Consider the following 26,320-nt stretch of genomic DNA (forward strand, 5'->3'; position numbering starts at 1 on the left):
CGGTCGAAAGCCACAGCGTTACTTACGACTCCTTTCGCTCGCCCCAAGGCGAGCGGGGAGCGTAAGCTCCCTGTCTTCTGCTTTTATCACGAGCCCAGGTCACGAAGACAAAGAGCTTGCTTTCGACTTCTTTCGCTCGCCTTTTTCAGGCGAGCGAAATTTCTTGAACTCGTTTTTAGCGGCCGGCTTTCAGCGACGCAGGCACCAACTCCGGCAAGTACTTGACCGGTAGGGTGCCGTGGGCGAGTACGGCTTCGTGGTAGCGGCCGAGCTGGAAGTTGGCTCCCAGGTCGCGCTGGACCTTCAAGCGGAGGCGATTGAAGGCGGTGCGGCCGACGAAGTAGGTCGAGAGCTGGCAGGACGACTGCTTCGACCGGATGATCTTGCCGACGGCTTCGCCCTCGGTCTGGAAGGCGCGACCGGTGAGCAGCTCCATGGCCTGGGCGTCGGTCAATTCGCCGGCGTGCATCTCGTGGTCGAGGATCGCGTTGACGACCGCGCGGAGGTAGAACTTCAACTGGTGGAGCCGGAGCGCCAGGTCCCCTTCGCCGAACCCCTGGTCGAGCATCATCTGCTCGGTGTAGACCGCCCAGCCTTCGGCGAACGTACCCGACGAGAGGATCTTGCGGATCAGGGATGGGTGCAAGTTGCTCGCCTCGAGCTGGACGTAGTGGCCGGGGTACGCCTCGTGGATCGTCAGGATCTTGAGCATCGACCGGTTGTATTCTTGCAAGTAACTCGCCACCCGGTCGGGCTTCCAGTCGCTCGGCGGCGGGCTGATCGCGTACTCGCTCGAGCCGCGGACGTCGAGCGGAGGCGCGGGGTTCAGGTAGGCGACCGAGTTGCCCCGTTGGAACTCGGGCATCTCGATCACACGGCACTGGTCGGGCTCGGGAAGCGGCAGGATGTCGTGCTTGGTGATGAACGTCTTGATCGCCGCGACGGTCGCCCGCGCATCGGCGACGAGCGTCTCCGGAGCCCCGTGAACCTTGCCCAGTTCGGCCAGGACTTGCCGGGTCATGAGCCGTCGGCCGTCGGCGTCGTCCGGGGGAATCGGCCGGCCCGGGAACGTGGTTCCCCAGAGTTGGCGGGCAATCACGGCCATTTCACGTTCCACCCGAATCGCCTCGGCCTGGGCTTCGGCGAGCACCTCATCGGCCGAGATTCCCGAGTCGAGTTCGAGCTCGAGCTTGCGGACGAATAAGTCTTTGCCGATCCTCCAGGAATCGGTCGCTTGCGGCAGCACGGTCTCGCGGAGGAACGTCAGGTAGTCCTCCAGGGCTGTGACGATCAGCTTGGCGCGGGCGCCGAGCTCCCCTTCTCCTTTGGGCTCACCGGTGAGTGTGAACAATTCCTCAGTATAGAACCCGATTGCCCCCTTGGTCTGGAGGATCGCGGTCTCGAGTTTTACCCGCGTCGGAATTTTTATCGTCGTCTTGGCCTGTTCCACGACCCTCGGGATGAACGCCATCCGCGCGATTGCATTCTTGAGATTCGTCGGCTTGGGGAGCGTCGATTGGGTGAGGAGGAGGTAGATGCTTTCGGTGAGATAACCGCCGTAGACGCGCGGGTCGTCCTCGAACGGCTGGAAGTTCTCGGCCAGCCAGATTTCGCGGGTGAGGTGGTGCCGCAAGATCTCGTAGTCGATCTGTGCGTTGCGAGAGAGCTTGGCGAACGTCACCTGACGCGGCAGCTCGGCCAGGGCCTTCCGGTCGCGTTCGACGTGTGCGGCTCGGGCTTCGGGGGAGAGGTCATCGAGCGCGTCGTCGAACCGATGGTCCCCCTGCCGGGTCGCCGTTAGCGGCTCGTCCTGGAACACTTGATCGAGGTAGACCTTGAAGTAGGTGGCGAGCGTTCCGTCTTCGCCGGACGGTGTCGGGAGGTCGCGGGCGAAGGCCGCCGAGGCATTCCAGAGAACGGCCATTGTGCCGAGGATTACCGCCAATCGGATCATGCTCGTTCCTCTCCCAAGGTTCATTCAGGATCAACTCGCCGCCTCGCGTGCTCGGCGGTGGTTGGGTTCGACAGCGCCGATCTTACCGGAGCCTGCGCCGCGGGGCCAAGCGTGACCGCTTAACCCCCTACGTTGACAGCGTTCTCGGCGGACGCCTATAATTCGGACTCGGTCAGACGAAGCGATTGTCGACGCTGTTCAAAGGCAGAATCGCCGGGGCTGAAATTCAAGCGTTGGATTTCTTTTCGTAAGAAGGCAGGAGCGGGACGAATGGCCGTTCGAGTTGGTATCAATGGTTTTGGCCGGATTGGCCGACTTGTGTTTCGGGCGTTGGCAGCGCGGCCTGACGACTTCGAGGTTGTCGCGATCAACGACCTCTCGGACGCCAAGCACCTCGCCCTCCTTCTGAAGTACGACAGCGTTCACGGGCCGTTCAAAGGGACGGTACAGGCCGGTGAACAGTCGCTGATCGTCAACGGCAAAGAGATCAAGATCACCCAGGAGAAGGATCCCGCCAACCTTCCTTGGAAGGCGTTGAAGACCCAGGTCGCCCTCGAGTCGACCGGCTTCTTCACCAACCGGGCCTCCCTGCAGAAGCACCTCGACGCCGGTGCCGACCGGGTGATCCTGAGCGCTCCGCCCAAGGACAAGCTCGACGCCACGATCGTCCTCGGGGTCAACGACAATATCCTCAAGGCCGAGCACCGGATCATCTCGAACGCCTCGTGCACGACGAACTGCCTGGCCCCGATGGCCAAGGTGCTGCATGAGTCGTTCGGCATCGAGAAGGGCTTGATGACCACCTGCCACGCCTACACCAACGACCAGCGTGTGGCCGACCAGATCCATTCCGACCCCTACCGGGCCCGGGCCGCGGCGATCAACATCATCCCCTCGACCACCGGCGCCGCCAAGGCCGTGGGTGAGGTGATCCCCGACCTCAACGGCAAGCTCACCGGTTATTCGCTCCGCGTTCCGGTTCCCGATGGCTCGATCACCGACCTCACCTCGCAGCTCAAGCGCGATGTGACCAAGGAAGAAGTGAACGCCGCCATGAAGGCCGCCGCCGATGGCCCGCTCAAGGGGATCATCGAGTACGCGACCGACCCGTTGGTCTCGAGCGACATCATCGGCAACCCGCACTCCTGTATCTTCATGGGCGAATGGACGAACGTCATCCAGGGGAACCTGGTCAAGACGATCGCCTGGTACGACAATGAGTGGGGCTACTCCTGCCGGACCACGGAATTGATCGCCAAGGTCGCCAAATTCGGTTGATCGGTCGCGTCTGTGACCCCATCTTGATGCCCAATGTCCGAGATCAGTTCGGACATTGGGCATCAAGCATAAGTTCCTCCCCGAGCTAACTAAGGATCCTTGCGTTGTCCAAGCAGACCATTCGTGACCTGGACCTGAGTGGCAAGAAGGTGCTCGTCCGGGTTGACTTCAACGTCCCCCTGACCAAAGAAGGCGCGGTCTCCGATGACCGTCGGATCAAGGCGGCCCTGCCGACCTTGAACTTTGCCCTCGAGCATGGGGCGAGCCTCGTCCTCGTGAGCCACCTGGGGCGCCCTTCGGGCAAGCCCGAAGAAGACGCCGCGTTCCGGTTGGATCGGGTGGCGGAACGGCTGCAAGAGTTGCTCGGCCGGCCGGTCACCAAGGTCAATGACACCGTCGGACCCGAAGCGCAAGCCGCCGCGGCCGCCTTGGCTCCGGGGGGAGTGCTCGTTCTCGAGAACGTGCGGTTCAACCCGGGCGAGAAGAAGGGCGACCCCACGTTCGCCGCCGCCTTGGCCGGACTCGCCGACGCCTACGTCAACGACGCGTTCGGGACCTGCCACCGCGACGAAGCGTCGATGGTCGCCGTCCCCGAGTGCTTCCCAGCCGATCGCCGCGCCATCGGGTTCCTGGTCGAGAAAGAGTTGCAGATTCTCGATACCCTGCTGAAACACCCCAAGCCGCCCATGGTGGCGCTGATGGGCGGGGCGAAGGTCTCCGACAAGATCCTGGTCATCGAGAACCTGCTCCCCAAGGTCGAGCGGCTCCTGATCGGGGGCGCGATGACCTACACCTTCCTCAAGGCGCAGGGACATCCGACCGGCAAGAGCCGGGTCGAGGCCGACAAGCTTGACGAGGCCCGCCACCTGCTCGAGCTGGCCGGCGACAAGCTGGTCCTGCCCCAGGATCACCTGGTGGCCACGTCGCTCGACCCGAACGCCGAGACCAAGGTCGTGGCGGGGACCGAGATCCCCGACGGCTGGCTCGGCCTCGACATCGGCCCGGCGACCGCGGCCGCTTACGGCGAACTGATCAAGAACGCCGGTACCGTGATCTGGAACGGGCCGATGGGCAAGTTCGAGGATGAGCCGTACCGCAAGGGGACGGTCAAGGTGGCCGAGGCCATGGCCGACTCGGCAGGGGTGACCGTCGTCGGTGGCGGTGAGACGGCCGAAGCGGTCGAGGAATTCGGCTACGCCGAGAAGATGAGCCACGTCTCGACGGGTGGAGGCGCCTTTCTTGAGTGCCTCGAAGGAAAATCGTTCAACTCCTTGAAAGTCATTCCCGATCGTTAAACGATAAGGGCCGCTCGTTCATTTTTTTGGATCGGGGCGGATCGTCCCGGGCGAGATTCAACGTCTCGTCCGGGTTGGGGGAGCGAACAGTTTTATGGCAGAGGTACGCCAATCGCCGGCCGCTCGCGAGGCCAGGCTCGCGGTTTTGATGGGTGCGGAACGTCCCCTGGTGACGCCTTCGCTCCTGAATTGTGACTTCGCGCGGATGGCCGAGGAGCTCGAGGCGCTCAAGCAGGCCGGGACGATCGCGGTCCACCTGGACGTGATGGACGGGCACTTCGTGCCCAACTTCACGTACGGTGCGCCCGTGATCAAAGATTGGCGGCCTCGGACGGATTTTCCGTTCGACACGCACTTGATGATGAGCGACCCCGGCCGCTACCTGGATGATTTCATTCGAGCGGGCTGCGACGTCATCATTTTCCACATCGAGGCCGTGCCGGAGCCAACCCCCCTGCTCCGCCGGATCCGAGCGGCCGGTTGCCATGCGGCGCTCGCCCTCAACCCGCCGACGCCCGTGTCGGCGATTGAGCCGTTTTTGGATGAGTTGGATGCCGTCCTGGTCATGAGCGTGATGCCCGGCTTTGGCGGGCAGGCGTTCGAGCCGTCGGTTCTCGAGAAGGTCCGCACTTTGCGGGCGGCCCGTCCCGAGCTGCCGATCTCGATCGATGGCGGTATCAATCCGACGACTGCGGCCGAGGCCGTCGCGGCCGGAGTCACGCAACTGGTCGCCGGCTCGGCGGTGTTCCGCAACGATGGCAACTACGCGGCAGCCCTGGCCGAGTTGGTCCAGGGCGCGCGCCGCGGGATCGAATGAGGTGGGGGTCCGGCCCTAAGGGCTCGGCCACCGTCGTGCGAATGACCCAGGTCGTTTTGATCCGGCCCGGCGCGACCGCCTATGACGAGCAGAATCGTGTCCAGGGGATCCTTGATATCCCCTTGAGCGATCGAGGCCGCGTCGAGGTGGTTCAGCTCGCCGAAAAATTAGCCGAGCCCTGTTCCGGGATTGCCCGGCTCACGGCGCTTTATTGTGGGCCCGGCGAGAGCGTCGTGCGAACGGCTGAGACCGTTGGCAAGGCGCTCGGACTTCGCCCGAAGCGGATCGACTGTCTCCGCAACCTCGATCAGGGACTGTGGCAAGGGCTTCAGTTCGACGAGATCAAAAGGCGCAACCTCAAGGTCTTCCGCCAATGGCTCGACGACCCCGTCACCGTCTGCCCCCCTCTGGGTGAGACGATCGAGAATGCCCAGGAGCGGATCAAGCAGGCGCTTCGGCCGCTCATCCGCCGCCACCATGACGAGTCGATCGGACTGGTCGCCGGAGAGCCGATCGCCCAGCTCATCGCCTGCTACCTCCGCCGCGACCCTCGGGTCCAACTCGAGGACCGTGTCCCCACCGGCGGCTTCGAGCGCATCGAGTTTTCACCCGACTCCGAACGCAACGGCCACTGAAAAAGCGATTTCCGGCGTTCTCCTGTCCGATGAACAGACAGGCATGGAGCCGCGAGGGACAATGCGGGGTCGACGGCCCTCGTTCGTTTTTTTTTTTGCTAACGATCCACCCGCTCCTAAATTCTGCTTTGAGGAATCACGGACCTCGGCCAATGAGACATCGACCGACGGTGAATGCCTGGCATGGACACTTCGAACCCAAGCGGGTCCCCGAAGGGGTCTGGATGCGTTGCGATGGCTGCCAGGCCACGCTCTTCCGCAAGCAGGTCGAGGAGAACCTCAACGTTTGCCCGGAATGCAACCATCACTTCGTGGTCTCGGCGGTCGACCGGATCGCCCAGTTGCTTGACCCCGACACGTTCGAGGAGTGGTTTCCGGATTTACGGCCAGGGGATCCGCTGGGGTTCAACGACCGTCGCCCCTACCCCGATCGGGTCCATGCCGAGCAGGAGCGGACCGGCCTGAATGAGGCGGCCGTCGTCGGCCAAGGGTTCATCAAGGGGATCCGGCTCGTCTTTGGCCTGACCGACAGCAGCTTCATCATGGGAAGCATGGGGTCGGTCGTGGGGGAGAAGCTCACGCGTGCGATGGAGGAAGCGACCCGTCAGCAGCTCCCGCTGGTGATCGTCTCGGGGTCGGGGGGTGGAGCGCGGATGCACGAGGGGATTCTCTCCTTGATGCAGATGGCCAAGGTCTCGGCCGCCCTGGCCCGGCACCACGCGGCGGGCGGCCTGTTCATCAGTGTCCTGACGAATCCGACCATGGGAGGGGTGGCCGCGAGCTTCGCCTCCCTCGGGGACATCATTCTGGCCGAGCCGAAGGCCCTGATCGGGTTCGCGGGCCCCAAGGTGATCGCCCAGACCGTTCGGGTCCAGCTCCCGAACGGCTTCCAGACGAGCGAGTTTCTGCTGGAACACGGCTTCCTCGACCGCATCGTGCATCGACGCGACCTGCGGAGCATGCTCGCCCAGTTGATCGGCTACTTCACGCCTTGACCACGCCACCTCGGCCGTCTTGTCCCAGCAGCTTCAACAGCAGGTTGTCGTGGGGATAGGCGTGCCCGAGGTACTGGCGGAACGCCTCGGCCTGCTCGACCCCCACCTCCGACCCGCGGCGGGCGCCCCACTTCGCCTGGCTGTCGAGATATTCATCAATGCCATGCTGACGGAGCAGCCAATTGCGCTGGCTGGCGTGGCAGGCGAGCATCTCCCGCTTGAGCGCGAAGACCCGCGTGACGTCGACGTGGAACCCGGCCGCCTGGAGCCGGCCGTCGCGATCCCCGCCTTCGATGGCGTCCACGTAGTAGAGGTGCGGGATCTTCTCGAGCGGGGGGGCCGGCTCCCATTGGCGGGTGACGTAGTTCGGGATCGGCGCGGTGAAGCAGGCGTCGCGGACCAGGAGGCTCGTCATCTCGTGGTCGCAGAGATAGTCGGCCGGTGGGGCCGTCAGGATCACGTCGGGCCGGATTCGCCGCAGGGCCTCGGTCACGCGCCGGCGGGACTCATCATCGTTGAAGATGGCCAGGTCGCGGAATTCCAGACAGAGGCAGTCGGCCCCGAGCAAGTCGGCCGCCGCCGCGGACTCGGCGCGGCGGATCGCGGCGATCGCTTCGGCATCATGCTCCGCGCTTCCGCAATCGCCGGGCGTCATCGTGGCCAGGGTGAGGTGACAGCCCGCATCACGCAGGAGTGCCAGCGTGCCCGCACACTGGAATTCAATGTCGTCAGGATGGGAATGCAGGGCGAGAACGCGGATCGGCGCGGTCATGGCGATCTCCGAAAGTGCGAAAACCGAAACAAAGGAGTCCCCAGCAAAACCAGATCCCTCGCCAGTGAGGGCCGAAGTCCTGCGGAAAAACAGGCATTCTCACCATTTTACCGCAACTCAGCCACCGTCTTTCGCGCGGTGAATCCCCTTTTTTTGGGAAAATGTTCTCGCGTGCGCTAGACGACCTGTGTACATTAGCCACAAAGGGTCAGTTGGTGATCGTCCGTTCGTAGGACGGTCATTGGCCTCGACACAAGCGATCTGCCCACCTCGGAGCCTTCCCATGGCCGACCTTGAAATGCTGACGTCGCGGCAGCGAGAGATTTACAACTTTATCCGCAGCAAAATTCAAGGGCGTGGCTACGGGCCGACCGTCCGTGAAATCGGGATTCAGTTCCAGATCAAGAGTCCCAACGGGGTGATGTGCCACCTCAAGGCCCTTCAGAAGAAGGGCCTGATTCATCGCGAGCCGAACATGTCGCGCGCGATTCAATTGCTCGACGACCCGACCTCGGCCCCCGTCTCGGGCTTGAAGCTGCTCGGGCGGATCGCCGCCGGTCAGCCGATCGAGGCCATCGAGCAGGATGAGGAACTCGGCTTCGCCGAATGGGAAGGGGCCGACGACAAGTTCGCCCTGCGCGTGTCGGGCAACTCGATGATCGAGGAACACATCGCCGACGGCGACTTCGTCGTCATCAAGCGGGCGGATCAGGCCCGTGACGGCCAGATCGTTGCCGTTCGTGACGACGAAGGGGAAGCCACCCTCAAAAAGTTCTTCCGCGAGCGGAACCGAGTGCGCCTTGAACCGGCCAACAAGACGATGAAGCCGATCTTCCGCGACAACGTCGAAATCCTCGGGATCCTCGTTGGCGTCGTTCGCAAGTATTGAGCATGGCTTGACGTCTTAAGACGAAGGGCCTCGCGTCGGTTTTCAATTTCAACGACCCGATCCAGGGCGAGGAATCGCCCTGGATCGGGTCGTTGTTTGATTTCCTGACGCTCCCCGCTCGCCTTTTGGGGCGAGCGAAGCGATGCGTTTAGACGGGCTTTTTCGGCTTGAACCAACGGGAAAGAACCCGGTCGAGTTGATCGGGGATTTCCATGCCCAGGTTGTAGAGCATGTGGTTCAGTTCGCCCGGGTCGTCGAAGTTGAATTGCTGGCTGTTGGGGGCGTGCCAGAGGATGTAGTTCTCGCTTTTCTTGAAGTCGAGATAGACGGCCGCCAAGCTGTTGTCGCGATAGATCCAGACGGCGATGACGGGCTTGCTCCCGGAACCACCCATGCGGATCGACGGGGTAAGCATTTCGATCTGTTTATTTGGCATCCCTTGAATCGCGACTTGCCCCGCCGACCGCCCGCGCACGGACGGGATGACGACCAGGCGGTAGGGGCCGACCGGGACCAGGCGGTGCGCCGGCTTGTTTTTGTTGGGTGACCTGAGGGCGGCGATCGCTTCCTGCCAGAGGCTTCCGAGGTCGCCGAGCGTGAATCGGTAGGGGTCGGGATTCGCCAGGCCAACGATTCCCTTCTCGCCCGGTCCCGGGTCGTCCACAAGCGCTTCGAGGTTGATCGATCCGTGCTTGGAGTGCGCCGTCAAGCGATCGGCGTTCGACGCCTGAGAGTCGGACGGGCCGAAGTCGGCGTCGAGTTGGGGGTCGTCCTCGAAGGAATCGAGTTCGGCGTCGAGTTGTTCGACCACCCGCGCGGGGACGGCCTTTTCGAAGGCGCGGTCGAGCCGCACGCCGGCGTCGGGCACATGAAGCAAGTGGGCGCAGACGTTGTCCCAGATCGCCTCGGCCTTGGTGCGGGTCTGGCGTTGCCAGCGGACGCGTTCGATCAACGGGTAGACGACTTCGGGCCAAAGCTCGAGGCTGGCCGGGTCGTTGGCGGCGTTGCGGGTCGCATAGCGGAGCACCGCAGTCCGGAACTTGGCGTCGTCCCGCCAGACCTCGGCGACCCGGTTCCAACGTTCGACGAGCTCGTCGTCGACCTCGGTCCGTTCGGGAGCAACCTTCTGGAGGTCGCTGAGGACGGCCGGGATCAACCCGGGGTTGAGCCGTCCCTTGTCGTCGGTCATATGCTCACGAGCATATTTGCTGGCTTCGAGCAACTGCTTGCGGGCCTGGCGGAACTTCTTCGTCTTGGCGGGCGAGTTGCGGCTCAAGAGATACTTGGCGACGACGATCGGGCTGAGCGAGGATCGGACGTCGGGGCGCTCATCCAGAAGTTTCGCCGCGCTCGCGATCGACTCCTCCGAGTTCCCGGCGAGCATGATCGAGGTCATGCCGAGAATCAACCGCGCACGGTCGGCATTACGTGGGTCGAGCGGGCGGCGGAGCAAGAGCCCCTTGCGCCGCGAGCCTCCCAGGAGATAAGCCAGGTAGTGGCCGCAGAGATAACGCTCGTCGGCCGTCAGCATGATCGGCTCGGCCAGGATCGAGTCGAGCATCGACTTGGCCAGAGGAGGCGCGGCCATCGGTGCGGCGAAGGAGAGCTGCGGCGCGGCAGCAGCAGCGGCCGGAGCCGGAGCCGGTGTTGGCGACAGGGCATCCGGCTTGGTTTCGGTGAGTGTGATCGTTCCGTTCGCCGAGTCGGACTGGGGCCGCTCGCCGTCCGTCCGGGGAAGTTGGACGGTCACCGCCGTGCCGCGCGCGAGTTCCCGCTCCATTTCCTCGCGAAGCCGCCGCGCGATCTCCGAACCCGAGCCGGGGCGCTGGTCGGGCTTCTTCGCGAGCATTTGGAGAATCAACGTCTCGAGGCTCTCGGAGAGCGCCGGGTTGCGGATTCGAGGCCGTTCGGGAACGGCGTTCACGTGCTGAGCGATCACCGACAGCGACTTGCCGGTGAACGGAATCGAGCCCGCGGCGTTCTCGTAGAGCATCACCCCCAGCGAATAGAGGTCGGTCCGGTAGTCGAGCCGCTGCCCGCTCGCCTGCTCGGGGCTCATGTACTGGGGCGTTCCGCGGATCGTCCCCGACTCATCCGACTGTTCGGCCATGACCGAGAGTCCGAAGTCGGACAGCTTGGGCTGGTCGGTGGCGGTCAGCAGCACGTTCCCCGGCTTCATGTCGCGGTGGATCACCCCTTGGTGGTGGGCGTAGTCGAGCGCATCGGCCACGTGGGCCAGGATCCGCAGCCGCTCCGCCAGGGTGATACTGCGCCAACGTCGCAGGTAGCTGGTCCCATCGACCTCCTCCATGACGAGATACCAGGTCCCGTTGGCCTCGCCGAAGTCATAGAGCCGAACGACGTGATCGTGGAGCAGCCGCGCGAGGATCTGAGCCTCGAGCCGGATCCGCCGATTCACTTCATCGCCGCTCTGTTCCTTCAAGACCTTGATGGCGACGCTGCGCTGGAGGATCTGGTCCGTCGCCCGATAGACGGCCCCCATGCCCCCTCGACCCAACTCCTTCTCGAGGGAAAATCGCTGGTTGAGGGTCGTTCCGATCACCGCAGGACTCCCATGGAAAAATTCGCATCGGAACGAGGATTCGTTCTTCGGGACTAATTATCAATATAGCTTGCACAGGCGCCATCGGGGAGCCACCATCCGGAATGAGATCGCGGCGGTTGACATTCCCGCCGGAGACTCGAAACTGAGGCCGAGGTGAGTGAGGGCTGGCGGTCGTTTTCTCGACGCGCTACAGTGGGGATCGCGACCTTTCTCCCGGCCCTCGAGTCCCGGAGCGTGCCATGCCTCTCGAAACTCGCCGCGAGTTTACCCAACACGCCTTGCAGGCGTTGACCGCCCTGGCCTTGATCGAAGGGCTGGCGGTGCGCCGCCTGTTCGGAGCCGAGACTCAGCCCATTGTCGACCGCTGGTTCAAAGAACTCGAGACAATCAGTCGTGACATTCACGATCACCGAGTCAAAGACCTCGAGTTCCAGAACCAGCTCGAGGCGCTCTACCGGCGGGTGGACCTTCCCTCCTTGTTGAAAACGCTCGACTTCGAGCGAATCGCGGCCGGCGTCACCTACCCCGCGCTGGGAGCGAAGAGCCTGCCGGTCGACTTCAAGAACGTCTCGGGCATCTCCACCACCCAAGTCTACGGCCGGCAGATTTTCGCGATGAGCCAAGGCCGCTCGGTCATTCCGCACGGTCATGACAACATGGCCACCGGGTTCCTCGTCCTCAAAGGCAGCCTCCGGGGCCGGCATTACGACCGCCTGGAAGATCACAAAGATCACTACATCGTCCGCCCGACGGTCGATCGCACCTTCACCCCCGGCGAATACTCAACCGTCTCCGACCACAAAGACAACGTTCACTGGTTCCAAGCGCTTTCGAAAGAGCCTGCGTTTATCTTTAACATCCATGTGGATGGCTACAACCCTGAGAACCCCAATAAGCCGAACCGAGTGTACGTCGATCCCACCGGCGAGAAGCTCTCGGGAGGACTGATTAAAGCCCCCAAGATCACTTATGGGGAAGCCAATCGGATGTACGGCTGACGCGTGGGATGTGGTTGTCATTAAGATTGAACGTGTTGATGTGATTTTTCTTTCTGTGAAATTGGAGTGTACCGGGCGGTCACGCTTGTGCAGTCTCGGTTCTCATCCCTGGGACTGCGGGCGACCCGCCCGCATTCTTGCTTTGCCATTGCCTTCCCTGGGACCGCGGGCGTCCCGCCCGCATTCTTGTTTCCTCGGGAATGCTGTTGTCCAGGTCTTCGTAAAATTGGCATGCAAGTTGACTTATGTTTTGCGTTCGGCTCTTCGAGCGTAGAAACGCCGACGGCCCGTCCCAAAGGACGAGCCGCCAAGTGAACCGGGTGGCCTTCGAGAGAAGACCGAATCCGCGACGGGTCGGGCCAGGAGCCGATTAGCGGTTGTCCCGCTCCCAACTCTCGATCGCAGCCTTGTACCAGGCAGCTTCGCTGGCGCCCGGCATCCGATTGCGTTCGGCCTGGACCAAGCGATCGACCAGGGCATCATTGCCCAGCGCCTTGACCCGCAGGTTTTTGCGGAGTTGCGCAACCTCGCCGGCACCGGCTTGTGCGGATTTGTTGCCCGGCCCTGATCGTGCCGAAACGCCGATCGGAGATCCCTTGCTGAACGCCCAGAGCGCGGCGACGATCAACCCGACGACGATGACAGCAAGAATCCATCCTCCACCCATCTCCAACCCTCCGATTGATACCCAGCCTCTGATCTGAAACCGATTCGTCTCTCATTTGGGATGGCCGACCAAGGGGAAGGGCCAACCGAGACTCGTCCGCCCGTCCTTGGAGTCCTTCAGGGTATCATGTCTTCGACTTCGGTCGAGAGGGGGGGCCGATGGATGTGATCGGGGTGAACGATGGGGAATCGCTCGCGGGGAACGATTCTTCGGACGCTTCATCGACCTCGTCACTTGCCAGTAACCTTTCGCGGTCGCTCTGGATTTCGCGAGGATGGGTGTCTCCCTCAAGCCCCTTGGGAGGAGGAAAATCTGGGGAAAACGTGGGTTCGGGCTTCTTCTCGTCCTTCATGGAAGCCTCTCGATCCTGGAAAAAATCATCTGGGGCCGATTGTCAAAATATCAGGATTGTTCCATGCAATTCATGCGCCGCCGAGTTTGGCTCGATGGCCCGTCTCAGGGCAGTTGGATCGTCGCTTTTGGCGATTTGTGTGGTTGCCATCGGGATTAAGGGGTGGCCGAAGCACCACGGGATCGCCCTGAAACGGAAAGGTGGTGAAGTCACCTCCCCGGCCTGGCCGATAAAACGAATGGCGGTATTCCGTTTTGACACGGTCAGGAGGTCCCGCGACGGGGTTCCGGACCGGTGGCCCTCATCAGGCCGCCCGGGGTTGACAGGAATCCCGACAAGGTTAGAGTCGGCGCTTCGGATCGTGTCGTTCCGGCCGATCGATTTTTACGGGTCTTTCCCATCAACGAGCCCGCTGTGTCCCTCGATCCCAATTCGCCGAAGCCAGTCCATCGGTCCGTGCTTTTGAACGAGGTCCTCTCGTGGCTCCCTCCGCGCGAAGGGGCCGTGTGGGTGGATGGCACCGTGGGCGCCGGCGGGCATGCGGCAGCCCTGGCGACTCGGGTCGGATCGACCGGCCGGGTCATCGGGCTCGATCGCGATCCTGAGATGCTCACCCTGGCCGGGCAGGCGACGAGCGGATTGCCGGTCTCGTTGGTGCAGGCGCCTTACAGTGATCTGGCCGAGGTCCTCTACAAAATGGGCCTGGACGGGGTCGACGGAATCCTCCTCGATCTCGGCCTGTCGTCGGATCAACTCGCCTGGGCGGAACGTGGTTTCAGCTTTGCGGCCGACGGCCCGCTCGACATGCGCTTCGACCCCAATGCGTCGTTGACGGCGGCCGAGATCGTGAACACCTGGAAAGAAGAGGAACTGGCCAACCTGTTCTTCGAGTACGGCGAAGAGCGGTACAGCCGGCGGGTGGCGAAGCGGATCGTGGAAGGTCGGCGGATCGTGCCGATCACGACCACCGGCCGGCTCGCGGAAATCGTGCGCAAGAGCATCCCGGGGAAGTGGGGACCGATCGACCCGGCCACCCGGGTTTTCCAGGCGCTCCGGATCCGGGTCAATGACGAGCTCGACCATCTGGATTCGATCCTCGAGCAACTTCCCGACTTGCTCCATCCGGGAGGCCGCGCGGTCATCATCAGCTTCCACTCGCTGGAGGACCGGCGCGTGAAAGTGGCGTTCCGCGATGACCCGAATTTGAAAGCCCTGACACGCAAGCCTGTGACGGCATCGGCTGAGGAGATGGCTGTCAACCCCCGAGCGCGAAGCGCGAAATTGAGGGTCGCCGAGCGATGTCCCATTCAGGAAGTTCCGCCGTTGCCGTCGTACAGCCGCTCGAAAGAGAGGAGGGGCGACCGTTGAGTGAACACGACCATCTTCCCGACGCGGCGCTCGCTCCCGAATCGGAGTTCGAGGCGACGTACGAACACGAACAAGCACACGAAGGGGACGAAGGCGAGCCCAGTGGGCATGAGCATGCCCCGACGAAGAAGGGCTCCCGCTTTGCGTTCGCTCAGCGTGGCAAGCTCGGCTTTACCAAGTTGAAGCGTGAGACACGGTTTGGCATTGCGGCGTTGCTCTCGTTCTTGATCCTGGTCTCCGTCCTGCTCGTGAATAAGGGCTCCAAGAAGGGGACTAAGCCGCCGCTGCCGATGGCCATGGCTCCGCCAGAGGCTTCGTCATCCGACTCCTCGAGTTCGAAGCCTGAATCCGCCTCGGCTCCGGATAAAGCCAAGCCTCGAGTCAAGAAACCGGATGGACCGAGCGAACCCAAGACAGAGCCCGGGACACCGCCCGCTCCCATGGAGCCGAATTCCGATTCCTTGGTCGCAGAGGGGACACGCCCGCCGCGCTCGGATACGAATCTGCAGGATGCGGGGAATGTAGAGATTCGTCCGGTCGCCTTGGAGTCGGAAACGACCTCGCCACTCCCTCCTCCGGCCACGCAGTCGGCCCTCGATGGCCTCGATTTGGGGGCGGGAAAGGAGGCTGATAAGGAATTCCCGCTGCCTGCCGATCCCTCCGTCGCCGCGGCGACGAATGAGTCGGACAAGAACATTGCGACCGCTCCGGAACCCGCGCCCGCCCCGGCCCCGGCGCCGGCCCCGGGGGCCGAATCCCCCTCATTGCCGCCGAGCGAGACGGAACCACCGAAACCGGCTCAGGGGGGCACTTCCGAACTTGCGCCCCCTGTCGGCGCAGAAATGCCCGACGGGAACGCTCCGCCGCAAGCGGCCGCTCCTCCCATGCCAGCGTCCGAAGCGAGTGCTCCTCCAGCCCAAGCGGCCGCTCCTCCCAAGCCAGCGTCCGAAGCGAGTGCTCCTCCAGCCCAAGCGGCCGCTCCTCCCATGCCAGCGTCTGACGTGAGTGCTCCTCCGGCTCAAGCCGAGGTGCCATCGAAACAATTAGCCGACCCGGGACCGGGGCTCCCGCCTCCCAGTACGGCTCCGGCCTTGGGAACGGACCAGGCGCCGGCCACGGCCAAGGTCGCTGCGCCGGTCCCGACGGATGTCGGATCGGCCGCGGTCCGGCCCGCTGTGGACGTTCCCAACTTCGCACCATCGCCGGCGAGTGACGAGGCGGTGGCGGTGTCCGCCGCCCCGCCCGAAATCAAGCCGGGCGAAGGAATCCCGATCCCGAATGCGGGAAAGGGCCGCAGCCTGGATGAGGACCTGGGAACGAAACTCGCTCCGGCGACCGCGGCGGTTGGTGCCTCCATGGCCGCCGCAGGTTCAGGTGCGGTCGCGGCTAAGGCGGAGGCTGAGGAAAGCGGCCAGGACCTGCTCACCTCCGAATTGCATGTGGTCCAGAGCGGCGAGAACTTTTGGACGATCTCCAAGTACTACTACAACTCCGGTCGCTACTACATGGCCTTGTGGAAGGCGAACAGCCGGACCGTCTCCGCTGCCGACCAGCTTACCGTCGGCCAGACCATCGTGATCCCACCCCTGGAAGCGCTTGACCGCCGCGAGATCGTGCCGCCCCGAAAGGCGAATGCCGGTTCGTCGTCCTCATCCGCCCGGACGAGTTCACCGATTCGTAAGACGTCGCGCTCCAAGCCGAAGGAAGACGACTCGACTCACCCGGGGGCGCAGTCGTCGTCGGAGGTCGACCTGATTCTGCCGATCGACAACTCACTGATCACCCGGCGGAATCGTTTGCAATCGAACGATGAGCTCGATCCTCCTCCCGAGAAACGCTATCAGGCGTCCCGGCCGCGCTACAAGGTTCGCCACTCGAGCGAGACGTTGCGGAGTATCGCACGGGAAACGTTGAAGGACCCCCGTCGCTCGGACGAGATCTTCGACCTGAACCGCGACATCCTCAACGACAACCCCCGTCCGAAGTTGGTCGAGGGGCAGATCCTCGTCTTGCCCGAAGACGCCCGATTAGGTCGGGCGTCGCGGTGAGAGGATCGTTCTGAGCGCGCATGAGTGGTTCGCCGTACATAAACGCTCACCTGAACATTTCAAATTCCAGGTGGGGGAATGCTTGTCGAGGGTCAGGAAAGCAAGGTACGGAAACCGCGTTCGACAAGCCGGTTTGTGTCAATCCGAAGGGGCGACCGCTCATACCAGTCCTACAGCGGTTTGTCGTCGAGGAACGCAGGCACACTCTCGCCGGTTTCAGCCCCAACGGGGCGGCCCAAGGTAGCCCGGGGCAACGCCCCGGGGAATTAACATGTCCGCATTCAAGAGCCCTGTAAGGGCGGCCTAATCTGAGCGATAGTCTTGCGATGTAGGTCATGCTGCCATAATCCTTTAGGTCGCCCTTTCAGGGCTGCTGATACTCGTGGCCGAATCCCCAGGGCGTTGCCCTGGGCTTCCTTGGGCCGCCCCGTTGGGGCTGAATTTAAACAAGCGAACATGAGAATGCTTGCTGTGTGCGTCCAAATCGCCATGATTCGTGCGCCATCCGACGGTAAACCCCTGTAGGTTTCACGGTCGCCCGTTCGGGGCTACAACGCAAGGAAATATGACGAAGATTCACCAGGGGGGCACCTCTGGCTATGAACGGTCGCCTCTCTGGGACTGCAATTCGCGTGCATTCCTTTTTTTGATTTTTAGGATCGCTCCTGCTCTTGTTGGACATCGCTGGGGAGAGCGGGACCGGGTGATCATGCAAGGCACCCTGATCTCAGGTTGGTGATGGTGTGATGGAATCGATTTCGCCGTACCGACTCCCGCGCGGAGATCACCCGGGTGGGGTGATTACGCTGGGTGGTCGGTACCGACTGGGTGGTGGTGTGGGGATGGTGGATCAGGGTGTGGGGGCGTCAGGCGGAGGTTCGGCGAACGAGTTGGTAGCGGGAGCGGAGCCAATCCGTGGCGACCGCCTTGTCGTCGAAGTGGAGGGCGCGATCGGCGAGGATCTGGAAGGTTCGCACACCCTTGCCGGCGATCAAGACCGCGTCGCCCGGCTGGGCGTCGGCGAGCGTGGCTTCAATGGCGCGACGGCGATCGAGCTCGACCCGGGCGCGGCCGGGGCGGCGGAAGCCGGCGAGCAAGTCGTCGATGATCTGATCGATGTCCTCGGTGCGCGGGTTGTCGGTGGTCAGGGTCACGCGGTCGGCGCCCGCTTCGGCTGCCTTGGCCAGGCCGAGTCGCTCGCTTCGTTCGTGAAGCCCTTCCGCGCCGAAGACGCAGTGAATCCGCTGGGCGCCGATCGCCCGAAGCGCACCGAGCGCGCGCTCGAGCTCGGCCCCAGTTCGCGCTTGATCGATCCAGACACTGAAGCCCTGCCCTTCGACGATGGGCTCGAGTTCCCCTGGAATTTTCGAGGCGGACTCCAGGCCGGCCAGGACCGCTTCGACCGGCAGTCCGTGTGACCAGGCGACCGCGGCCGCGGCCAGCGCCTGCGAGATCTGGGCGGTGCCAATCAGTTGCGACTCGACGACCACTTCGCGAGCGAAGCCACGCAGGAAGAACCGCGATCCCCGCGCGTCGAGCCGATCGATCTTCGCGGTGACGTCGGCCGGGCGATCGACCCCGAAGGTCACGAACCGCGCGTCGAGGTTGACGGCTCCAAGGAGCGCGGCCTGCGGGTCGTCGGCGTTGACGATCGCCGTGCCACCGGCCACGACCTTGCGGAACAGGCGTGCCTTGCGGCGGCGACGGGTCGAGAGACCGTCGTCAGCATCCGCCCCGGCCAATGAGGCCAGGTCGGTCACCACGGCAGTGTCGAACTCCAGACCATCGACATTGCGCTGGTCGAGTGCAACCGCGGGGACTTCGATTACTCCCCCGGCACAGCCGCGTTCGACCATCGCGGCGAGCATTGAGGCCAGGCCTTCGGCTCCTGGAAAGGTATCGGCAACCGAACGGGTCGTCACTCCGTCGGACCAGCCGAGCGAACCGATGAGGCCGAACCGGACGCCGGTCGCCTCGAAGATCGACCGGATGAACAGGCTTGTCAGAGCGCGCCCGCAGGACCCGGTCACCCCTAGGATCGAAAGATGTTTGGATGGGTCGCCCGCCAAGGCCTGGCAGAGCCTGGCCAGGGCGGCGCGGGAGTCAGGGACGATCACCTGAAGTCGGCCCGCCTCCGGGCAAGGCCGTTCGACCACCACCCCCGCCGCGCCGCGTTCGAGCGCCTGCTCGACGAACAAGTGCCCATCGTGCCGGGCCCCGCGCACCGCGACGAATAACTGTCCGGGATCGAGCCGGCGACTGTCTGCCGTACACCCGGAGACTTCCCAGTCGTGGCATCCCACGAACTGGGCCTCGGGCAGGAGTCGTCGCAGGCTGACCGATGGGATCCCTTGCTGCGGCAGACGGTCCACAAACCAGCGTGCCATCGGCTCTAGCCTCCTTGCCAGCCATGAACCCGGCCCGTCATGGACCGAGTGCCTCGCCACCTTTCGGCCCCAAGGCGGCGGCATTTTTGGCCAAACCTCGAAAAAAGGCAATGCCAGAGTCAGGCGGTCGACGATAAAGACAAGTTATCCTTCCACCGGCCCAATCGGCATCGTTCGCGAGGCTGATCGATTCGGGGACGAGTACTGTGCCACGGAGCCAGGGAACACCATGGATCTCCTCGACGACGACGAGTTGGAGCGGTCGGCGGTCGTGGCCAACTGTCGAATGAACCGGGAACGGAATCTTGTTGGCACCAATGGCTACGCCAAGGAACTCGGCTTCAACCCGCTCGACATCCTCCAGGAGCGGACCTCCCGCGGCGGCCCGGCCGCCTGGCTGGACCTCTGCTGCGGCAGCGGCAAGGCGCTGATCGAGGCCGCCCGGATTGTCCACGACCAAGGCCTCGGAAGGATGGTCACGCTCGTCGGTGTCGATCTGGTCGGGATGTTTCTCAGGCCCGACCCCGACCTGCTCGGCCTGCGGCTGGTGAAAGCGTCGCTGAGCGACTGGTGCCCGGACCGACACTTCGACGTGATTACATGCGTCCATGGACTGCACTATGTCGGCGACAAGCTGCGGCTGATCGCCCGCGCCTCCTCATGGCTGACCGAGGACGGCCTGTTCGTGGCGAGTCTCGATCTTCAGAACCTGAAGCGGGGCGATGGCGGGTCGGCGGGCCGGCGGGTCGCGACTGCGCTGCGGCGGGAGGGGCTGGAGTACGATCCGAGGCGCCGGCTGCTCCGTTGCCGGGGGAAGCAGTCGATCGATCTCCCCTTCCGCTACCTGGGAGCCGACGACCGGGCCGGGCCGAACTCCACGGGCCAGCCCGCCGTGAATTCGTTTTACGAAGGGGTTTCGGGAACCTCGCGGGCTGGCTGACCGTCTTCCGCGCGGTCCAAGGGGGCCTCCCTGGACCTGGTCCTCGGTGGGACAAGCTCCGCGCAAACGCAAGAGAGCGTGGCAATGTTGCCACGCTCTCCGCGGGTTCGACGTTGGTCTGGGCGTCGGCGCGGGGATCACGGTTCGGTCGCGATCCCCCCTGCCTTTCCGATCAATGCCTGAACAGGAACTCTTTCGAGTTGATCAGGACCCATCCCAGGTCTTCGACGGCCTGGCGACGGTCGGTCGCGGCGTTCAGGTGCTTGACGGCCGCGGCCATCTCGCTGGCGTTGGGGTCGCGAGCGAGGGCGACCACGTAGAGATCCTTGGTGATCTCCTCGGGCGTCTTCGTGCTCTTGGCGAGGGTGGCCATGCGGCCGTTATCGTCACGGAGCTTGCCGTTGACGGTGGCGCCTCCGATGAGCTGCAAGGCCTGCGAGAGGTTCGAGTCGCTCTCGCGTTCGCATTCGCAGGCCAGCTCGCGGGCGGGGCGGCCGAACGTCTTGAGGAACGGGTTCTCCATCTTGCCATCGGGGATCTGGGTCGCGCGGAAACCCTTGGGCAGGTTGTCGAACGTGGTGACGGTCGACGTGACCGTCGAGATGGCGTCGAGGAGAACCTCGGCGGGCAAGAGCTTGGTGAAGGCGTGCGAGAAGTAGAGCGTGTCGTCGCCATTGAGCTCGTTCGTACGAGCGCTGAGCTGGTAAGTCCGGCTGACCAGGATCGACCGAATCAGCGACTTGAGGTCGAACTTGCCTTGAACGAACTCTGCGGTCAGGCCGTCCAGCAGCTCATCGTTCGAGGACGGGTTCGAGTCACGGAAGTCATCGACCGGCTCCACGATGCCACGGCCGATCAGGTGATACCAGACCCGGTTGACCAGGCTCTTGGCGAAGAACGGATTGGCGGGACCGGTCAGCCAGGTGGCGAGCGCCGCCCGACGATCGGTGATCGCCGGGTCATCGAGTACGGGGCCGCCGAGCACCTTCGGCTTCATGACCTGGCCCGTTCTCGGCTGACGCACTTCTCCATCCTTGGCGCTGAAGACGACTTCATCTTCGGGGAGCGCCCCCTTCTTGTGGCGGACCCGGGCGAAGAAGGCGGCAAAGCCGTAGTAGTCGTCCTGGGTCCACTTCTCGAACACGTGGTTGTGGCACTTGGCGCACTGGATGCGGACGCCCAGGAAAAGCTGAGCGGTCGTTTCGGTCAGGTTTTCCGGGTCACGGCTGATCCGGTAGTAGTTCGCCGGCGGGTTCTTGAAGGCCGAGCCGTCGGCCGTCAGCAACTCGCGGACGAACTGGTCCATCGGCGTGCTCTTTTCGAGGTGCGCGCGGATCCAGCGGTTGAAACCAAACGTCCCCTTGGTCTGGATCAGGCGGCCGTTCGACCGGAGGATATCGGCGAACTTCAAGGTCCAGAAGTCGTAGAACTCCGGGCGGACCAGCAACCGGTCGACCAGTTGGGCGCGGCGGTTGGGCGCGGGGTCGGCCAGGAACGCCTCGACTTCGTTCGGACGCGGCAAGACACCGATGGTGTCGAGGTAGGCCCGACGGATGAACTCCGAGTCGGTGCAGGGCTCGGACGGGCTAATCCGCATCCGGTTCAGCTTGGAGTAGACCGTTTTGTCGATCACGTTGTCCGTGGGAACTTCGGCCAGCTTGAAGCTGGGGACCTCGACCAGGTGGGTCAGCCGGACGTTGGCGACCAGGTTGAGGTAGTGGGCGATGATCGCCACTTCGCCACGCGACTTGAAGGTGACGTGGCCGTCCACATCCACTTCGGCGATCTCGGGATTCGACGAGTCGTAGTAGCCGATCGAGGTGACGTCGCGCACCGTGCCGTCGGCCATGTGGAGCAGGGAGACGACCTGCTGGGTTTTGGCGACGTCGTTGAGGACGCGCGCCCCCGGCAGGATCTCGAGCCGCACGGGGGCCACGGCGGCAGGGTCGTCCTTCCCCCCCTCCTGGATCCAGTCGTGGAGGAATTCGTAGGCCTTGGTGTTGCGGATCAGCCGGAGCCCCCCCTCGTGGGGCAGCTCGCCGAGCGGCTTACGGAGGAGCAGGCTGGTCGCGGCGGCGAGCGGGTTGATCCGCCGTCCGGCCGCCTCGCGGGTGAGCGTGAAAAAATCTTGGTCGGGGAGATAGCCGCGGAGGCTGAGCCGGAACCCCCCCTTGCCGGTCGGGGTGCCGTGGCAGGCTCCCATGTTGCAACCGGCCTGGCTCAGTGCCGGCATCACATCGCGGCGGAAGCTGACCGGCGCCGGCTGGCCCATCTTCTCAACGTTGACGACCATCGTGGCTTCGACGCTTCCGCGTCGCGCGGCGATCGTGGCCGTCCCGTCGCTGACGGGCACCACCCGCCCCTTGGGGGTCACGGTGGCGATCTCGGGGTTGAGGCTGACCCATTCCAAGGCGCGGGTCAGGTCGCGCACCGTCCCATTGGCGTAGGTCGCCGTGACGATCAACTGGCTCGTCGCTCGCCGGCCTCGCAGGACCGCGCCCGAGGGTTCGATCGCGACTGAGGACGGAGTCCCGATCATCACGGTCGGATCGTCGGCCCCACGGACCGGATCCGCCTGCCAGACCAAGAGCGCGGAGAGTGCCAGCGCCCATGACCCCTTGGTTCGTCGAGCGTTCATCGATCGCTCCTCGTCGTCGAATTTCGAAACGGAGGCGAGAGAGTCGCTCTTTCGGGACCGCAGTCAGCGGCCGGCCGAAAGCGCGGCGGGTTTGACGGAGGCTCTCGTCGAGTCATCGTCGTAATTCTCAAACCATACTCGAACAGTGACGGTTGTTTCAAGCAAAGTCAAACAATTTCTCGAGGAGCGGTCGGCCGGTCTCGCCGGATCAACCCGCCGCGTTCCGGGACGGATCCCGTGGCTGCGACCGCCCTTGGTTCGCACTCCGGCGTCCGATTCTTGGGCGCCGAGCCGGCCCGGCGGCTCTCGAGAAGCCCTTGAGGGAGCTCGGTCCTCAGCCGCTCTGGCCTTGCAGCAATAGGTGAAACGGGTAAAATTAGCAGTGTAGAAATGCCCATCCCGGTGATTCCGGACAAGTTCACCCACCCCGACTTGAGTCTCTTGCTCATTTCCTTCGTCGGATGTGGTAAACTGGACAAGACCGGTAAAAGCCGGTAGCCTCGTGACCAATAATTTCCGTCCCGCCATTCCCAAAAATGGCGGGGCTCGGGTGTAGCTTTATCGTATGTGTCTCCGAGGACCGGCGACACAATCCCGGGCGGTTCAAGGAGGAGACGGCAATGGCTTTGCGTGGCTGGAGTGGCGTGGTGCGTTACGGCGTACCGGGGTTGTTGTTGGGCCTGGCTGTTATGGGAGGGTTCGGCAATGTACGGGGGCCTTCAGCCTTGGCAGAGGGCCTGCCTGGTGCGGAACGGTCCCGGGTGGCGGCAGCGGCCGGCAACGACGCTTCGGGCACCATTGCCTTTTCGACGTCGAGCAACGGCGGAACATCGCAGTTACTTTACTTGATTGATACCAAGGCCCATGCCTTTGCGATCTACCGGATCGATCCCTCGAACCCAAAGGGAGCGGTTCAGCTCGCGGGCTGTCGGCAATACCAGTGGGATATGAAGCTGAGCGAGTATAACAACGCGGAACCGAATGTCGCCTCGGTCGAGTCGATGATCAAGACCTTGGGACACCCGGCGCGTTAGTTTCGAGGGAACGTGGGCGTGTTCGCCGTCGCGATCCCTCCTCAGCCGATCTCGGAACGCGAATCGAACCGAATACGACCGGCCGTTTGAGGCCGACTCCGACCGCGAGGAGCACGTCCATGGCTCAATTCTATACCCTCGAAGAAGCCGCCCGCGTCCTTGGAATGAGTCCCGAGGAATTGCAGGGTAAGGCGCAGCAGCGTGAAGTCCGCGCGTTCCTTGATGGTGGTTCGTGGCGGTTTCGCGTCGTCGATGTTGATGAGTTGGCACGGCGCCGAGGACTCGGCAGCGATGCCGAACTGCGGCTCTCCGACCTGGATGTGCCTGTCACCCAGGCCGAACTGGGCGATGATTTCGACCTCTCCGAATACAACCTCGGCGTGGCGGACCCCGACCTGGGGCCGGCGACGATGGATGTCTCCGGGGCGGACATCAACTCCGATCATGATATTTTGCTCGACGACCTGTCACTTCCCCCGAACCCGATGTCCGCATCGAGCTCGGTGATCATCGGGATGCACAACAGCGGCGGGAAACTGCCGGGCGATTCCGACGTTCGCCTGATTCCCGACGCGCATCAACCGGGGGGACGCCCGAGCGACTCCGACGTCCGGTTGGCCTCGCCCACCAGCTTCAAGCCACCGAGCGACTCGGACGTGACGCTGATCGCCGACGACACCTCCGACTACCAGGCGCTGGCGTCGCCGAACGACACGGCCGTCCGCAAGAGCCCAGTCTTCGGTTCCTCGGCGGAAGTGCCGGCGATCCACGACGAGGAGGAGGCCGATAGTGATTTCGAGCTGACCCCCTCGAGCGTGATCGATGCGTTGCAGCCCGACTCCGGAAGCGACTTCGAACTGAGTGCGCTCGAGGAGCCGAGCGACGAGTTCGAGTCGACCCCGATGCTCCGACCGGGCGACTCGGATGTGACCGCCGCGGACCCTGGGTTCTCCGGGATCAACCTGTCGCGGCCGAGCGATTCGGGAATCAACTTGCAGATGGCGCCCGGCCTGGGTCTGAATGCCGGGGCGAGTTCGATCGAGCTCGCTCCCTTGAGCGGCGATGACATCAAGGCGATGCCTTCCCCGCCCAAGCCGACCAAGAAGCCCGGATTGGCGGCGACTCCGCCCCCCGCGGCCCGCAAGGGCGAGAAGGACATCTTCGACGACACCGATTTCGAGGTCGACGCGTTGGCCTCGGACGGCGACGCGGACGACAAGACCGTTCAACTCGAGGCGGCCAGCGACTTCGAGCTCGAGGAAGCCGATACCGGCTCCGAAGTGTTCGCGATCGACGAGGACGACGTCGACCAGAACGCGGCCACCGCGATGGGCCCCGCCCTCCTCGAAGAGGAAGACGACGACGGGTTCGAGGAAGCGACTTCGGGCGAGATGGCCAGCGCCTGGGACGTGGAGAGCGAGGGCGACTCGCCTTCCTCGGCGGGCCGAGCGGCCACCGCGCCTTCGGTCTTGGCCGCGCCGGGAGCTTCGGCGGAGTGGGGCGGCCTCTGGGTCACGATGCTCGGAGTCGCCACTCTGTTCATGCTCTTCCTGGCCTTCGTGTCGATGGATCTGGTGCGCAACCTCTACGATTTCCAGGGCAACTCGCCCGCGTCGGGGATCGTTAAGAGCCTGGCCGGCTTGATCTCGAGCTGATCCGCGATCTTTTTTTCCCTTGAGGACCCGTTCGCCGGAGTGCGAACGGGTTCCTCCGCCTGATTTTTGTGTGCGGGATTCTCGGTGGACCGGTCGTGCCGAAAGGAGTCGGAACGGATGGTCGAGCCTTCTTGGCTCTCACGATCAGCGCGGCTGGCGGCCTTCGGACTGGCTGGTCTTTTGACCGGTTGCTCTGTCGTCCCGCGGTCGCGACTCGACGATTGCCACAAGCTGAGCCAGACCCTCGAGGCCGATAAGGCTCGACTCAACGACAACCTGTTGAGTCTGCGCTCGCAACATAACGACCTCGCCCAGCGCGCCGATGACGACGCCCGGCGGCTCCTGGCTCGGGATGACGAGGTCAACCAACTGCGGGGGACCGTCCAGGCCTACCAGGACGAGCGCGACCAGCTCGCCGCTGACTATGCGCGGGTCAAGGGCTTGCTGCAAGTCTCGGCCAACCCGGTCTCAACCTCCTTGATCCAACGCTTCGAAGGGTTCGCGAAGGGGCGGCCGGGTTGTGAGTTCAACCCGCTCACGGGGGTTTTGACCTTGTCGTCCGATGCGCTCTTCGAGCCCGGGAGCGACCAGCTCAAGCCGACGGCCAAGCCATTGCTCCAAGCGCTTGCGGCCTCGTTTCAAGACTCGAGAGCCAAGGATGTCCGGATGCTGGTGGCCGGCCACACGGAAGCTTCGTCGGTGCGGCAGGCGAGCCTGCGAGAGGACGAGGCCCCCGCGCCGGGGCACCTGAGCCTGGATCGAGCGACCCGGATCCGCGACCGGCTCGCCGTCGAAGCGCAGATCGACCCCGCGCGGATCGAGGTGGCCGGATTCGAGGCGGCCGAGTCCTTGATGGATGAGTCGGATGACGCGTCGCGGACTCGAAATCGCCGGATCGAGATCCACCTGTTCGGCGTGCCACCGACGTCGGGCGCAGCCGCCGGCCCTTGACTTCGACTCCGATCCCCTCGCATAATCCAATTTGTATTGAAGGTTTGAGGGTTCCACCCGCCCCCACCTTTCCTTTTGCGA

At 63.8% G+C, this 26,320-nt stretch carries 19 protein-coding genes; 13 read left to right on the plus strand and 6 right to left on the minus strand.

The features are described 5' to 3' along the window. Positions 1–175: 175 nt before the first annotated feature. Complete coding sequence (locus tag BUS42_RS28855) at positions 176–1,954, minus strand: DUF885 domain-containing protein (RefSeq protein ID WP_074312819.1); 1,779 nt, start codon at positions 1,952–1,954, stop codon at positions 176–178. Positions 1,955–2,224: 270 nt separating this feature from the next. Here BUS42_RS28855 and gap point away from each other — a divergent pair, with 270 nt between their 5' ends. The 5 genes from gap to accD all read left to right on the plus strand — a co-directional run bounded on the left by gap (position 2,225) and on the right by accD (position 6,974). Next, the gene (gene gap / locus BUS42_RS28860; protein ID WP_015246631.1) at positions 2,225–3,232 is read left to right on the plus strand and encodes a type I glyceraldehyde-3-phosphate dehydrogenase; all 1,008 of its coding nucleotides are present in this window, start codon (positions 2,225–2,227) and stop codon (positions 3,230–3,232) included. Between the two features lie 104 nt (positions 3,233–3,336). Beyond that, positions 3,337–4,527 (plus strand): phosphoglycerate kinase, encoded by a 1,191-nt coding sequence (locus BUS42_RS28865; protein WP_074312824.1) that lies wholly within the window; start codon positions 3,337–3,339, stop codon positions 4,525–4,527. A 94-nt stretch (positions 4,528–4,621) separates the two neighbouring features. Continuing rightward, positions 4,622–5,344: a ribulose-phosphate 3-epimerase gene (gene rpe / locus BUS42_RS28870; RefSeq protein WP_083670745.1), complete on the plus strand. Its 723-nt coding sequence runs from the start codon at positions 4,622–4,624 to the stop codon at positions 5,342–5,344. Between the two features lie 41 nt (positions 5,345–5,385). Continuing rightward, entirely contained in the window at positions 5,386–5,979 is a 594-nt protein-coding gene (locus tag BUS42_RS28875) for a histidine phosphatase family protein (protein WP_074315450.1), read from the plus strand. Between the two features lie 152 nt (positions 5,980–6,131). Beyond that, positions 6,132–6,974, plus strand: a complete 843-nt coding sequence (gene accD, locus BUS42_RS28880) for an acetyl-CoA carboxylase, carboxyltransferase subunit beta (protein ID WP_015246627.1) — start codon at positions 6,132–6,134, stop codon at positions 6,972–6,974. Here accD and BUS42_RS28885 read toward each other — a convergent pair. After that, on the minus strand, positions 6,964–7,746 hold the full coding sequence (locus BUS42_RS28885) for a PIG-L deacetylase family protein (protein WP_074312826.1): 783 nt from the start codon (positions 7,744–7,746) through the stop codon (positions 6,964–6,966). The two genes, accD and BUS42_RS28885, sit on opposite strands and share 11 nt — an antisense overlap. 283 nt (positions 7,747–8,029) lie before the next feature. On the opposite strand from BUS42_RS28885, the gene lexA reads away from it, so the two are divergent. Then, positions 8,030–8,635 (plus strand): transcriptional repressor LexA, encoded by a 606-nt coding sequence (gene lexA, locus BUS42_RS28890; RefSeq protein ID WP_074312828.1) that lies wholly within the window; start codon positions 8,030–8,032, stop codon positions 8,633–8,635. 148 nt (positions 8,636–8,783) lie between these two features. On the opposite strand, the gene BUS42_RS28895 is transcribed toward lexA, so the two are convergent. Then, positions 8,784–11,198 (minus strand): serine/threonine-protein kinase, encoded by a 2,415-nt coding sequence (locus tag BUS42_RS28895; RefSeq protein ID WP_074312830.1) that lies wholly within the window; start codon positions 11,196–11,198, stop codon positions 8,784–8,786. A gap of 242 nt (positions 11,199–11,440) precedes the next feature. Between BUS42_RS28895 and BUS42_RS28900 the strand changes: the two genes are divergently transcribed. Beyond that, complete coding sequence (locus BUS42_RS28900; RefSeq protein WP_074312832.1) at positions 11,441–12,199, plus strand: cupin domain-containing protein; 759 nt, start codon at positions 11,441–11,443, stop codon at positions 12,197–12,199. 370 nt (positions 12,200–12,569) lie between these two features. Here BUS42_RS28900 and BUS42_RS28905 read toward each other — a convergent pair whose 3' ends face one another. Beyond that, entirely contained in the window at positions 12,570–12,866 is a 297-nt protein-coding gene (locus BUS42_RS28905; protein WP_074312834.1) for a hypothetical protein, read from the minus strand. A gap of 766 nt (positions 12,867–13,632) precedes the next feature. On the opposite strand from BUS42_RS28905, the gene rsmH reads away from it, so the two are divergent. Both rsmH and BUS42_RS28920 read left to right on the plus strand, forming a co-directional pair. Then, positions 13,633–14,586, plus strand: coding sequence for a 16S rRNA (cytosine(1402)-N(4))-methyltransferase RsmH (rsmH, locus tag BUS42_RS28915; RefSeq protein WP_074312838.1), 954 nt, complete (start codon positions 13,633–13,635; stop codon positions 14,584–14,586). After that, the gene (locus tag BUS42_RS28920; RefSeq protein ID WP_074312840.1) at positions 14,583–16,634 is read left to right on the plus strand and encodes a LysM peptidoglycan-binding domain-containing protein; all 2,052 of its coding nucleotides are present in this window, start codon (positions 14,583–14,585) and stop codon (positions 16,632–16,634) included. Before rsmH ends, BUS42_RS28920 begins: the two co-directional genes overlap by 4 nt. Positions 16,635–17,500: 866 nt before the next feature. On the opposite strand, the gene BUS42_RS28925 is transcribed toward BUS42_RS28920, so the two are convergent. Further along, complete coding sequence (locus BUS42_RS28925) at positions 17,501–19,021, minus strand: Mur ligase family protein (protein ID WP_074312842.1); 1,521 nt, start codon at positions 19,019–19,021, stop codon at positions 17,501–17,503. Positions 19,022–19,250: 229 nt separating this feature from the next. On the opposite strand from BUS42_RS28925, the gene BUS42_RS28930 reads away from it, so the two are divergent. Beyond that, positions 19,251–19,961: a class I SAM-dependent methyltransferase gene (locus BUS42_RS28930; protein WP_074312844.1), complete on the plus strand. Its 711-nt coding sequence runs from the start codon at positions 19,251–19,253 to the stop codon at positions 19,959–19,961. Between the two features lie 172 nt (positions 19,962–20,133). On the opposite strand, the gene BUS42_RS28935 is transcribed toward BUS42_RS28930, so the two are convergent. Further along, complete coding sequence (locus BUS42_RS28935; protein WP_074312846.1) at positions 20,134–22,599, minus strand: DUF1549 domain-containing protein; 2,466 nt, start codon at positions 22,597–22,599, stop codon at positions 20,134–20,136. A 620-nt stretch (positions 22,600–23,219) separates the two neighbouring features. On the opposite strand from BUS42_RS28935, the gene BUS42_RS28940 reads away from it, so the two are divergent. The 3 genes from BUS42_RS28940 to BUS42_RS28950 all read left to right on the plus strand — a co-directional run bounded on the left by BUS42_RS28940 (position 23,220) and on the right by BUS42_RS28950 (position 26,239). After that, positions 23,220–23,633 (plus strand): hypothetical protein, encoded by a 414-nt coding sequence (locus BUS42_RS28940; protein ID WP_074312848.1) that lies wholly within the window; start codon positions 23,220–23,222, stop codon positions 23,631–23,633. A gap of 119 nt (positions 23,634–23,752) precedes the next feature. Beyond that, complete coding sequence (locus BUS42_RS28945) at positions 23,753–25,288, plus strand: helix-turn-helix domain-containing protein (protein WP_074312850.1); 1,536 nt, start codon at positions 23,753–23,755, stop codon at positions 25,286–25,288. Positions 25,289–25,405: 117 nt separating this feature from the next. Next, positions 25,406–26,239: an OmpA/MotB family protein gene (locus BUS42_RS28950; RefSeq protein WP_074312852.1), complete on the plus strand. Its 834-nt coding sequence runs from the start codon at positions 25,406–25,408 to the stop codon at positions 26,237–26,239. The last annotated feature ends 81 nt before the right edge of the window (positions 26,240–26,320 follow it).

Origin of the sequence: Singulisphaera sp. GP187 (assembly GCF_900129635.1) — a bacterium.
GTDB lineage: Bacteria > Planctomycetota > Planctomycetia > Isosphaerales > Isosphaeraceae > Singulisphaera.

Excerpts from the sequence above, each read along its gene's own strand:
- BUS42_RS28855 (WP_074312819.1), bottom strand. The coding sequence starts at position 1,954 with ATGATCCGATTGGCGGTAATCCTCGGCACAATGGCCGTTCTCTGGAAT.
- gap (WP_015246631.1), top strand. The coding sequence starts at position 2,225 with ATGGCCGTTCGAGTTGGTATCAATGGTTTTGGCCGGATTGGCCGACTT.
- rpe (WP_083670745.1), top strand. The coding sequence starts at position 4,622 with ATGGCAGAGGTACGCCAATCGCCGGCCGCTCGCGAGGCCAGGCTCGCG.
- BUS42_RS28875 (WP_074315450.1), top strand. The coding sequence starts at position 5,386 with ATGACCCAGGTCGTTTTGATCCGGCCCGGCGCGACCGCCTATGACGAG.
- accD (WP_015246627.1), top strand. The coding sequence starts at position 6,132 with ATGAGACATCGACCGACGGTGAATGCCTGGCATGGACACTTCGAACCC.
- BUS42_RS28885 (WP_074312826.1), bottom strand. The coding sequence starts at position 7,746 with ATGACCGCGCCGATCCGCGTTCTCGCCCTGCATTCCCATCCTGACGAC.
- lexA (WP_074312828.1), top strand. The coding sequence starts at position 8,030 with ATGGCCGACCTTGAAATGCTGACGTCGCGGCAGCGAGAGATTTACAAC.
- BUS42_RS28900 (WP_074312832.1), top strand. The coding sequence starts at position 11,441 with ATGCCTCTCGAAACTCGCCGCGAGTTTACCCAACACGCCTTGCAGGCG.
- BUS42_RS28905 (WP_074312834.1), bottom strand. The coding sequence starts at position 12,866 with ATGGGTGGAGGATGGATTCTTGCTGTCATCGTCGTCGGGTTGATCGTC.
- BUS42_RS28925 (WP_074312842.1), bottom strand. The coding sequence starts at position 19,021 with ATGGCACGCTGGTTTGTGGACCGTCTGCCGCAGCAAGGGATCCCATCG.
- BUS42_RS28930 (WP_074312844.1), top strand. The coding sequence starts at position 19,251 with ATGGATCTCCTCGACGACGACGAGTTGGAGCGGTCGGCGGTCGTGGCC.
- BUS42_RS28935 (WP_074312846.1), bottom strand. The coding sequence starts at position 22,599 with ATGAACGCTCGACGAACCAAGGGGTCATGGGCGCTGGCACTCTCCGCG.
- BUS42_RS28940 (WP_074312848.1), top strand. The coding sequence starts at position 23,220 with ATGGCTTTGCGTGGCTGGAGTGGCGTGGTGCGTTACGGCGTACCGGGG.
- BUS42_RS28945 (WP_074312850.1), top strand. The coding sequence starts at position 23,753 with ATGGCTCAATTCTATACCCTCGAAGAAGCCGCCCGCGTCCTTGGAATG.
- BUS42_RS28950 (WP_074312852.1), top strand. The coding sequence starts at position 25,406 with ATGGTCGAGCCTTCTTGGCTCTCACGATCAGCGCGGCTGGCGGCCTTC.